The following is an 11,071-nucleotide window of genomic DNA, read 5'->3' on the forward strand; positions in this document are numbered from 1 at the left end:
GCTGCTGTTAGGGCTCTGGTTTTCTGCGATAATCGCCCCATTATTGGTCCGACCTACCCCATTTGGAGACAGCATGGCTTCCGAAGACAAGAGCAAGGCGCTCGCCGCCGCCCTCGCCCAGATTGAAAAGCAGTTCGGCAAGGGTTCGATCATGCGCATGAGCGACAACCAGATCACCGAAAACCTGCAAGTGATCTCCACCGGCTCGCTGACGCTGGACCTGGCGCTGGGCGTCGGCGGCCTGCCACGCGGCCGCGTGGTCGAAATCTACGGCCCGGAATCGTCCGGCAAAACCACCCTGTGTCTGCAGGTGGTGGCCGAGGCGCAGAAGCTGGGCGGCACCTGCGCCTACATCGACGCGGAAAACGCGCTGGACCCGCAATACGCGCAGAAGCTGGGCGTCAACGTGGAAGACTTGCTGATCTCGCAGCCGGACACCGGCGAGCAGGCGCTGGAAATCTGCGACATGCTGGTGCGCTCCAGCGGTGTCGACATCATCGTGGTGGACTCCGTCGCCGCGCTGGTGCCCAAGGCGGAAATCGAAGGCGAGATGGGCGACAGCCACGTCGGCCTGCAGGCCCGCCTGATGAGCCAGGCGCTGCGCAAGCTGACCGGCAACATCAAGCGCACCAACACCCTGGTGATCTTCATCAACCAGATCCGCATGAAGATCGGCGTGATGTTCGGCAACCCGGAAACCACCACCGGCGGCAACGCGCTGAAGTTCTACGCCTCGGTGCGCCTGGACATCCGCCGCACCGGCGGCATCAAGAAGGGCGAGGAAGTGGTCGGCAACGATACCCGCGTCAAAGTGGTGAAGAACAAGGTTTCGCCGCCGTTCCGCCAGGCCGATTTCGAAATCCTCTACGGCGAGGGCATCTCGCGCGCCGGCGAAATCATCGAGCTGGGCGTCAAGCACGGCTTCATCGACAAGTCCGGCGCCTGGTACGCGTACAACGGCCAGAAGATCGGCCAGGGCAAGGACAACACCCGCGAATGGCTGAAAGCCAATCCGGCCATCGCCGAGGAGATCGAACGCAAGATCCGCGACGCGGTCGGCATCAAGATCGAAATCAGCGAAGGCAAGGACGACGAGGAAGAACTGGCCGACGACGCCTTCGACGCCTGATGGCGGCAAGCGAAAAAAGCCTGAAGGCGCGGGCCGTCGAACTGCTGGCCCGCCGGGAGTACTCCCGGCGGGAACTGGTTCGGCGGCTCGCGCCTTTTGCCGACAGCGAGGATGAGCTCAACGCGGTGCTGGACGAACTGGCCGGCAGCGACTGGCAGTCCGATCAGCGCTTCGCCCAGCAGTTCGCCAGCAGCCGCGGCGGCAAGTTCGGCAGTCGCCGGCTGCAGCAGGAAATGCGCCAGCGCGGCGTAGCCGACGACACCATACGCGAGGCATTGTCCGGCCAGGACGACCTGGCCAGCGCCCGCGCGCAGTGGCAGAAGAAGTTCGGCCGCCTGCCGGCCGACGCGGCGGAAAAGGCCAAGCAGTACCGTTTCCTGGCCCAGCGCGGCTTTCCCGGCGAGGTGATCCGCCAGGTATTGGCCGGCGGCGGAGATGACGACTTTCACGAGGACTGAGCCATGAGCGCGCGCGGCATCGCCACCAAAATCGACATCGCCGCAGGCCCGGAGCTGGTCTGGCAGGTGCTGAGCGACTGGCCGCGCTATCCGGAGTGGAACCCGTTCATCGTCGGCCTGCATGGACGCCACCTCTTGGGCGCCCGGCTGGTGGCCACCCTCCATCCTCCCGGCGGCAGGCGGACGACCTTCCGCCCGATCGTCACCGAACTTTGCCCGCCGCAGGCGCTGGCCTGGCGCGGCTCACTGCTCCTGCCCGGCCTGCTCGACGGCGCCCACCACTTCCGGCTGGAGGCGCTGAACGGCGGCGGCGCCCGGCTGCATCACCGCGGCGCCCTCAGCGGCCTGCTGCTGCCGCTGTTCGGCGCAAAAGGCCTGAAAAGCGCCCGCCAGGGTTTCCTGCTGATGAACCGGGCATTGAAACAGCGCTGCGAAACCCTTGCCAGCGCCGCCACGGCTTGACACAATCGACGGATTCGCCCGACTGCCAGTCCGGGGCAAAATTTTGAAATAGATCAGACAATCATGAAAACCTCCGAAATCCGCAAGAAGTTCCTGGACTTCTTCGCCGCCAAAGGCCACCAGGTCGTTCCCTCCAGCAGCCTGATCCCCGGCAATGACCCGACGCTGATGTTCACCGTCGCAGGCATGGTGCAGTTCAAGGACACTTTCCTCGGCTTTGAAAAGCGCGACTACAGCCGCGCCACCACCAGCCAGAAATGCCTGCGCGCAGGCGGCAAGCACAACGACCTGGAAAACGTCGGCTACACCGCGCGCCACCACACCTTCTTCGAAATGCTGGGCAACTTCAGCTTCGGCGACTACTTCAAGCGCGACGCCATCAGCTTCGCCTGGGAATTCCTCACCGGCGAGCAATGGCTGAACCTGCCCAAGGACAAGCTGATGGTGACGGTGTACGCCTCCGACGACGAGGCCTACGACATCTGGCACAAGACAGTCGGCGTGCCGGCCGACAAGATCGTCCGCATCGGCGACAACAAGGGCGCGCCTTACGCGTCCGACAACTTCTGGACCATGGGCGACACCGGCCCCTGCGGCCCCTGCACCGAGATTTTCTACGACCACGGCCCCTCGGTCGCCGGCGGCCCTCCGGGCAGCCCGGACGAGGACGGCGACCGCTTCATGGAGATCTGGAACAACGTCTTCATGCAGTTCAACCGCGACGAGGCCGGCGTACTGCATCCGCTGCCCAAGCCGTCGGTAGACACCGGCATGGGCCTGGAACGCCTGTCCACCGTGCTGCAGCACGTCAAGTCCAACTACGAGACCGACGCGCTGGCCTGTCTGGTGCGCGCCGCCGCCCGCGAAACCGGCGTGGCGTACAGCCAGGACGTGCCGTCGCTGAAAGTGATCGCCGACCACATCCGCGCCTGCTCCTTCATGATCGCCGACGACATCCTGCCCTCCAACGAGGGCCGCGGCTACGTGCTGCGCCGCATCGCCCGCCGCGCCATCCGCCATGGCTACAAGCTGGGCCAGAAGGGCCTGTTCTTCCACAAGATCGTGGCCGACCTGGCGGCCGAGATGGGCGACGCCTATCCGGAACTGCGCGAGAAGCAGGCCCACATCGAAGACGCGCTGCGCGCCGAGGAAATCAAGTTCGCCGAGACGCTGGAAATCGGCATGGGCCTGGTCGACTCCGCGCTGGAAGGCGGCAAGAAGGCGCTGGACGGCGACACCATCTTCAAGCTGTACGACACCTTCGGCTTCCCGGTGGACCTTACCGCCGACATCTGCCGCGAACGCGACATCCACGCCGACCTCGAAGGCTTCGAGCGCGCGATGGAAGCGCAGCGCGAGCGCGGCCGCGCCGGCTCCAACTTCAAGATGACCGGCAAGATCGCCTACAGCGGCGCCGACACCGCCTTCCACGGCTACGACAAGAACAGCGTGGAAGCCAAGGTTCTCGCGCTGTTCAAGGGCATGGAGGCGGTTGATTCGCTGCAGGCCGGCGAAGAAGGCATCGTGGTGCTGGACAACACCGCCTTCTACGCCGAAGGCGGCGGCCAGGTGGGCGATGTCGGCGAAATCTCCGCCACCGCCGGCATCGACGCGCTGTTCGACGTCGTCGACACCCAGAAGATCCAGTCCGCGGCCTTCGGCCACAAGGGCCGGCTTGCGCGCGGCGCGCTGAAGGTGGGCGACGCCGTCACCGCCACCATCGACCTGCACGCCCGCGCCGCCAGCGCGCGCAACCACTCCGCCACCCACCTGCTGCACGCCGCGCTGCGCCACGTGCTGGGCGGCCACGTGGTGCAGAAGGGCTCGCTGGTCAACCCGGAGCGCACCCGCTTCGACTTCGCCCACGGCGAGGCCGTCAGCGCGGCGCAGATCGCCGAGCTGGAACGGGTGGTCAACCGCGTGATCTGCCACAACGTGGAAGTGAAGGCCGAATTGATGAGCATGGAAGACGCGCAGAAATCCGGCGCGATGATGCTGTTCGGCGAAAAGTACGGCGATGAGGTGCGCGTGCTGAGCATGGGTGACTTCTCCGCCGAACTGTGCGGCGGCACCCACGTCAAGCGCAGCGGCGACATCGGCCTGTTCAAGATCGTCGCCGAAAGCGGCGTGGCCGCCGGCGTGCGCCGCATCGAAGCCGTCACCGGCGAAGCCGCGGTAGCCCACGTGCAGGCGCAGGACGCGCTGCTGAAAGAGGCCGCCGGCGCGCTGAAAGCGCAGACCAGCGACGAAGTCGTCGCCAAGATCGGCTCGCTGCAGGACAGCGTCAAGGCGCTGGAGAAAGAACTGGCCAAGCTGAAGGGCCAACTGGCCGCCTCGGCAGGCGACTCGCTGGCCGACAACGCCGCCGTCGTCAACGGCGTCAAGGTGCTGGCCGCCGAGCTGGAAGGCGCCGACAACAGCGCGCTGCGCGAAACGCTGGACAAGCTGAAAGACAAGCTGGGCTCCGCCGCCATCGTGCTGGCAGCCAAGGCCGACGGCAAGGTAACCCTGGTGGCCGGCGTCACCGCCGACCTCACCTCCAAGGTCAAGGCCGGCGAGCTGGTCAACTTCGTCGCCCAGCAAGTGGGCGGCAAGGGCGGCGGTCGTCCGGACATGGCGCAGGCCGGCGGCACCCAGCCGGAAAACCTGGCTGCCGCGCTGAAGGGCGTGGAAGCCTGGGTGGGCGGCAAGCTGTAAGTTCGGATCATCCATCGTCCTACCGTCAAAACGGCCACATGAATTTCATGTGGCCGTTTTTCATATGGTAATAATCAATCAGCACAATAAACCGCAGGCCCATACCGGAGCACGCCATGACCGCCACCGAATTCCGCCTCGCCGATTGGGACGATCTGCCCGCCGTCCGCCTGCTGCTGCAAGAGGCCTTCACCCCGCTGGCCTCCAGCCTGCCCAGCCGCCCCACCGCGCTGGACGAAACCGTCGCCAGCCTTACCGGCCATCTGGCCAGCGGCAGCCAAATCTTTGTCGCGGCCAGGGAGAGCCGGCTCATCGCCTGCCTGCTGGTGCTGCCTCCCGAAGACGGCAGCGCCGAAGTCAAACGCGTGTGCACCCATCCGGACTTCCAGGGCAATGGCCTGGGCTCGGCGCTGCTGCGCCACGCCGAACAGCAACTGCGCCTGCAAGGCGTTCAGCAGATCCAGCTGTCCACCCGGCGTCGGCTGCCCGGCAATCTGCAGTTCTACCAGCGCTTGGGCTACCAGCTGGCGGAGAAGCAACCCTATCCCGAAGGAGTGGACGACGAGCGCATCACGCTGAGCAAAGCCCTGTCCGAGCTGGCTGCCTGAACCGCACTGGGCGGATTTCGCCGCCATCCGGGCAAACTTGCTTCAGATCAAGACCCAATAAATCACCAATCGCTAATATTAACAGGCTTCTTATGGCTTCTCCTTTGTTGTTTGCTTGATGTCCCCGGTCCGTCCGGGGCTTTTTTTTGCCCTCGGGCAGACAATGCTTATAGTGTGATTACGCAACCGATCCCGGAGAGCATCATGCGCCTGCTCCTCGCCGCCCTTCTCGCCTGCGCCTTGAGTCCGCTGCCCGCCCCTGCCGAACCGCCGCCGGCCGAAATCCTCGCGCTGACCGAAACCCTGCCGCCGCTTAGCTACGACGAGGATGGCGCCCACAAGGGCTTTTCCAACGAGCTGCTGTTGATGATGCTGCACGACAGCGGCTTGCGCGCCGTCATCCAGATCCGGCCATGGAGCCGGGCGCTGCGCGAAGCGCAGCAGACGCCCAACACCATGCTTTATCTGACCGTGCGCACGCCGGAACGGGAAGAAATGTTCAAATGGATAGGCCCGGCACTGCCGCTGCCGATAGAACTGTTCCGCCTGGGGGGCCCCCGCGCGCAACCGTACACCTCAATGGACGACGCCAGGCGCGCGGCAGTGGCGGTGGCACGCGACACCCCCGGACAGAAAATGATGGAAAAGCTGGGCTTCGTCGACAACCAGAACCTGGTGCTGACCAATGACGAGGCGCAGTCGGCCCGGCTGCTGTACGCCCACCGCGTGCAATACAGCGCCGGCGTGGCGCTGTTCCAGCGCTACGCGGCGAAACAGCAGGGGCAGAATCCGGAACGGCTGGATTCGGTGCAGGTGCTGGACGACAGCACCCAGTTCTATTTCGCGATGCAAAAAGACAGCAATCCGGAATACATCTCCCGCTTGCAGGCGGCGCTAGACAAGATCAAGCAGGATGGCCGCTACGCCTCATTGCTCAAGCGTTACAACCACCCCTGACTCACAACACCAGCTTGACGCCCGCCAACGCCAGCATCACCGCCAAAGCCGGCCGCAACCAGTGGTCCGACAGCTTGCCGGTCAGCTTGCTGCCCAGCCAGATGCCGGGCAGCGAGCCGCTGAGCAGCTTGAGCAGCAGCAGCCAGTCCAGGTGGCCCATGCTGGCGTGGCCCAGCCCGGCGACCAGCGTCAACGGCACCGCATGGGCGATTTCCGTGCCTATCAATCGGGAGGTCGGCAAAGCCGGATACAGCAGGAACAGCGCCAGCGTGCCCAGGGCGCCTGCGCCGATGGAGCTGAGCGTCACCAGCACCCCCAGCATCACGCCGACCAGCGCCGTCGGCCACCAGCGCTCGCCTACGCCAAGACCGCCAAAATGTTTTTGCCCCAGCCGGATCAGCCAGGGTTTGCACAGGATGGCGCCGGCAGTCAGCAGCAAGGCCACGCCCAGCACGAAACGGAACAGCGCGTCCATCACCTGCGCCGGCACGTGCATCCAGGACAGCAAGCCCAGCGTCAGCATCGCCGCCGGCACGCTGCCCAGCGACAAGTGCAGCGTGATCCGCCAGTCGATATGTTTCTGCCTATGGTGCACCGCCACGCCGCCAGCCTTGGTCACAGCCGCGTACAGCAAGTCGGTGCCCACCGCCGTGGCCGGCGAGATACCGAACCACAGCAGGATGGGCGTCATCAGCGAACCGCCACCCACGCCGGTCAGCCCGACGATGAAACCCACCGCCAAGCCCGCAACCGTGTATCCCAAATCCATAGGCATCCCCATTCATGCTGCAAGATCCACCCGATGCTACGCGCTTTGCTTATAACAATTTAGATCGTTTTGATACAACATTATTCTCACAAAACCTAAATCTGTCTTCACGAGCAGAATTCATCACGCCATCACGTCGCGGTAACAACAAACGCCTATGTTTTCAATCAGAACAAAACGACAAGGAACACCACATCCGCGGCGTCTTTATCACGCAAGTGCTTTACAAACCAGGCAAATAGCGTCAATTTGATACCGTCAGGGCACGCCTGACAGCTAGCGACACCAGACCGCGCGCCAGCCGCCAGGCTCCCTGAGAAGCCCACGTTTCGAGATCGAAAGGTGCAGGATGATTTCTCGTATCCCACTGAGCGTTCGCAGAAAACAAGCCCGTGACCAACATGAAAGCTTCCTCTACGCGGTGGCCAAGCCGCAATTGAGCGATGAGGAAAGATCGCGCCAGCAGAAGGTAAGGCAGCGCGCGCATGACCGCGACGACGCCCGCTTCCTGGCCGATCGCTGCGACGACCTGTTCTAAGTCCGACACGGGGGCCACGGCCCCCGCCCCGCCTTTCCGCCAGTGCAGAAGGCCTGCCCTTCCCGTTTTTTTTCTTTACACTGCCTAAACGCCGCCCATCCGTCCGCGATGCCGATGCGGCAAGCGACACGATACTGCCGCCCCCAGCCTCCACGCCTAAAAAAAATTGAAATATTCCATTCACAAAGAAATTATTTTCCCAAAAATATGGCATCTATCAGTATTTTTATACTTTCTTTACACCCATGCTCGCGCTTTTATCAGGTTTTTGACACCCGTTTGCGTACCTTCCAGATTGCACATTACGCATGGAGATTTTCACTATGGATCTGCTTTACATGGGTCTCTTGGCCGGCTTCGCCGCCCTGACCCTGCTGCTGATCGCAGCCTGCGACCGACTGGGGAGCAAACCATGACTGCCTGGTACCTGATCAGCGCCTTATTGGCGCTGGGGCTGTTCGTTTATCTGATCTACGCATTGGTTAAGCCGGAGAATTTCTGACATGACAACACCCGCCATGCTCCAACTGGGGCTGTTTCTGGCCGTGCTGCTGGCATTGGCCTGGCCTCTTGGCGCGTACATGACACGCATCATGCAAGGGGAAAATCCGGGCGCGGTGCGCTTATTCGCGCCGCTGGAGCGCGCCTTCTACCGCCTGGCCGGCATCCAGCAGGATGAGGAAATGGGCTGGCGCGGCTACACCGTGGCCCTGATCCTGTTCAACGTGCTGGGCGCGCTGGCCGTCTACGCGCTGCAACGCCTGCAAGGCATGCTGCCGTTCAATCCGCAGGCGATGGCAGCGGTATCGCCGGACTCCTCGTTCAACACCGCCGTCTCCTTCATCACCAACACCAACTGGCAAGGTTACGGCGGCGAAACCACGATGAGCTACCTGACCCAGATGCTGGGTCTGACCGTGCAGAACTTCCTGTCGGCCGCCACCGGCGCCGCAGTGGTGATCGCGCTGATCCGCGGCTTCATCCGCCACAGCAGCAGCAAGATCGGCAACTTCTGGGTCGACGTCACCCGCCTGACCCTCTACATCCTGCTGCCGCTGTCGCTGGTGCTGGCGCTGGTGTTCACCCAGCAGGGCGCGATCCAGAACCTGGCCGCCTACAAGGACGTGCACACCGTCGAAGTCACCAAGTACCAGCAGCCCAAAGTGGACGCCAAGGGCAACCCGGTCAACGGCAAGGACGGCAAGCCTGCGATGGAAGACAAGACCACCCAGACGCAAACCCTGCCGATGGGCCCGGTCGCCTCGCAAGAAGCCATCAAGATGCTGGGCACCAACGGCGGCGGCTTCTTCAACGCCAACTCCGCCCACCCGTTTGAAAACCCGACCCCGCTGGCCAACTTCCTGCAGGACATCGCGATCTTCCTGATCCCGGCCGCCTTGTGCTTCCTGTTCGGCCGCATGGTGGGCGACCGCCGCCAGGGCTGGGCCATCATCGCCGCGATGACCATCATGTTCGCCACCGCCGTGGTGGTGGAAACCAGCGCCGAGCAAGCCGGCGTGCCACAGTACCGTGCGCTGCACATCGACCAGCAAGCCAGCAGCCTGCAATCCGGCGGCAATATGGAAGGCAAGGAAGCGCGCTTCGGCATCATCGACACCTCGCTGTTCATCGCCGTGACCACTTCCGCCTCCTGCGGCGCGGTCAACGCCATGCACGATTCCTTGACGCCGATCGGCGGACTGGTGCCGATGTTCCTGATGCAGCTGGGCGAAGTGGTGTTCGGCGGCGTAGGTTCCGGCCTGTACGGCATGCTGATCTTCGCGATTCTGGCGGTGTTCATCGCCGGCCTGATGGTGGGCCGCACCCCGGAATACCTGGGCAAGAAGATCGAAACCTACGAGATGAAGATGACCGCGATCACCATTCTGGTGACCCCGACCCTGGTGCTGGCGCTGACTGCCATCGCCGTGAGCGCGGCGGCGGGCAAGGCCGGCATCGCCAACCCCGGCGCGCACGGCTTCAGCGAAATCCTGTACGCCTTCACCTCGGCCGCCAACAACAACGGCAGCGCCTTCGCAGGCCTGTCCGCCAACACCGTGTTCTACAACGTTAGCACCGCTATCGCGATGTTCTTCGGCCGCTTCTTCATGATCGTGCCCATCCTGGCGATTGCCGGATCCTTGGCAGCGAAGAAGCGCCTGGCCGTCACCAGCGGCACACTGCCGACCCACGGCCCGCTGTTCGTGGTGCTGCTGGTTGGCACCGTGCTGCTGGTCGGCGCCCTGAACTATGTTCCGGCTCTGGCCCTGGGTCCGGTGGTTGAACACCTGCAGATGATTGCAGGCCGCTAAGCCCGTCCGCAGGCAAGGAAACTGACATGAACGACAAGAATCATTCCAAGACACTGGCGCCGGACCATACTCCGGCCGCCGCAGGCCACAAGAACGGCAACACGTCGATGTTCGACCCGGCGCTGGTCAAACCGGCCATCGTCGACTCCTTCAAGAAGTTGTCGCCGCGCACCCAATGGCGCAACCCGGTGATGTTCGTGGTTTACGTGGGCAGCATCCTCACCACCGCGCTGTGGCTGCAGTCGCTGGCCGGCAAGGGCGAAGCCTCCTCCGGCTTCATCCTGGGCGTGGCGCTGTGGTTGTGGTTCACCGTGCTGTTCGCCAACTTCGCCGAAGCGCTGGCGGAAGGCCGCAGCAAGGCCCAGGCCGCCAGCCTGCGCTCCGCCAAGAAGAACGTGGTGGCCAAGAAGCTGGCCGGCCCGCGTTATGACGCAGCCAAGACCGTCGTCGACGGCGCCAGCCTGAAAAAGAGCGACTACGTGCTGGTGGAAGCCGGCGACGTGATCCCAGTGGACGGCGAAGTGGTCGAAGGCGTGGCCTCGGTGGACGAATCGGCGATCACCGGCGAATCCGCGCCGGTGATCCGCGAGTCCGGCGGCGACTTCTCCTCGGTCACCGGCGGCACCCGCGTGCTGTCTGACTGGATCGTGGTGAAGATCACCGCCAATCCGGGCGAAACCTTCCTCGACCGCATGATCGCGATGGTGGAAGGCGCCAAGCGCCAGAAAACGCCGAACGAGATCGCGCTGACCATTCTGCTGGTGGCGCTGACCATCGTGTTCCTGATCGTCACCGTCACCCTGCTTCCCTTCTCGCTGTTCAGTGTGGACGCGGCCAAGGCCGGCTCGCCGATCAGCATCACCACCCTGGTGGCGCTGCTGGTCTGCCTGATACCGACCACCATCGGCGGCCTGTTGTCCGCCATCGGCGTGGCCGGCATGAGCCGGATGATGGGCGCCAACGTGATCGCCACCTCCGGCCGCGCGGTGGAAGCCGCCGGCGACGTGGACGTGCTGCTCCTAGACAAGACCGGCACCATCACGCTGGGCAACCGCCAGGCATCCACCTTCATCCCGGCTCCGGGCGTGAGCGAGAAGGACCTGGCCGACGCCGCCCAGCTGGCGTCGCTGGCCGACGAAAC

11 protein-coding genes are annotated in these 11,071 nt (G+C 64.0%); 10 read left to right on the plus strand and 1 reads right to left on the minus strand.

Translation table 11 applies throughout. The features are described from left to right. Nucleotides 1–73: 73 nt before the first annotated feature. The 6 genes from recA (at nt 74) to BI344_RS12345 (ending at nt 6,311) form a co-directional block, all read left to right on the plus strand. Nucleotides 74–1,129, plus strand: coding sequence for a recombinase RecA (recA, locus tag BI344_RS12320; protein ID WP_071113238.1), 1,056 nt, complete (start codon nt 74–76; stop codon nt 1,127–1,129). After that, the gene (gene recX, locus BI344_RS12325) at nt 1,129–1,587 is read left to right on the plus strand and encodes a recombination regulator RecX (RefSeq protein ID WP_071113239.1); all 459 of its coding nucleotides are present in this window, start codon (nt 1,129–1,131) and stop codon (nt 1,585–1,587) included. The genes recA and recX overlap by 1 nt, the downstream gene beginning before the upstream one ends. Before the next feature lie 3 nt (nt 1,588–1,590). Then, entirely contained in the window at nt 1,591–2,049 is a 459-nt protein-coding gene (locus tag BI344_RS12330) for an SRPBCC domain-containing protein (RefSeq protein WP_071113240.1), read from the plus strand. A 63-nt stretch (nt 2,050–2,112) separates the two neighbouring features. Beyond that, a complete protein-coding gene (gene alaS, locus BI344_RS12335; RefSeq protein ID WP_071113241.1) occupies nt 2,113–4,746 on the plus strand; it encodes an alanine--tRNA ligase in 2,634 nt (877 codons plus the stop codon). 116 nt (nt 4,747–4,862) lie between these two features. Continuing rightward, complete coding sequence (locus tag BI344_RS12340; protein WP_071113242.1) at nt 4,863–5,354, plus strand: GNAT family N-acetyltransferase; 492 nt, start codon at nt 4,863–4,865, stop codon at nt 5,352–5,354. 204 nt (nt 5,355–5,558) lie between these two features. After that, the gene (locus BI344_RS12345) at nt 5,559–6,311 is read left to right on the plus strand and encodes a substrate-binding periplasmic protein (RefSeq protein ID WP_071113243.1); all 753 of its coding nucleotides are present in this window, start codon (nt 5,559–5,561) and stop codon (nt 6,309–6,311) included. Between the two features lies 1 nt (nt 6,312). Here BI344_RS12345 and BI344_RS12350 read toward each other — a convergent pair whose 3' ends face one another. Further along, nucleotides 6,313–7,080 (minus strand): sulfite exporter TauE/SafE family protein, encoded by a 768-nt coding sequence (locus tag BI344_RS12350; protein WP_071113244.1) that lies wholly within the window; start codon nt 7,078–7,080, stop codon nt 6,313–6,315. A 14-nt stretch (nt 7,081–7,094) separates the two neighbouring features. Between BI344_RS12350 and BI344_RS23925 the strand changes: the two genes are divergently transcribed. The 4 genes from BI344_RS23925 to BI344_RS12365 form a co-directional block, all read left to right on the plus strand. Then, a complete protein-coding gene (locus BI344_RS23925; protein WP_139166989.1) occupies nt 7,095–7,322 on the plus strand; it encodes a hypothetical protein in 228 nt (75 codons plus the stop codon). 708 nt (nt 7,323–8,030) lie between these two features. Next, the gene (gene kdpF, locus BI344_RS12355; RefSeq protein WP_021476355.1) at nt 8,031–8,120 is read left to right on the plus strand and encodes a K(+)-transporting ATPase subunit F; all 90 of its coding nucleotides are present in this window, start codon (nt 8,031–8,033) and stop codon (nt 8,118–8,120) included. Nucleotide 8,121: 1 nt separating this feature from the next. Then, nucleotides 8,122–9,930: a potassium-transporting ATPase subunit KdpA gene (gene kdpA / locus BI344_RS12360; protein ID WP_071113245.1), complete on the plus strand. Its 1,809-nt coding sequence runs from the start codon at nt 8,122–8,124 to the stop codon at nt 9,928–9,930. Nucleotides 9,931–9,956: 26 nt separating this feature from the next. Beyond that, nucleotides 9,957–11,071, plus strand: a 1,115-nt coding sequence (locus tag BI344_RS12365) for an HAD-IC family P-type ATPase (protein ID WP_420912610.1), incomplete at its 3' end; no start/stop codon positions are given.

The organism is Chromobacterium sphagni, assembly GCF_001855555.1.
GTDB lineage: Bacteria > Pseudomonadota > Gammaproteobacteria > Burkholderiales > Chromobacteriaceae > Chromobacterium > Chromobacterium sphagni.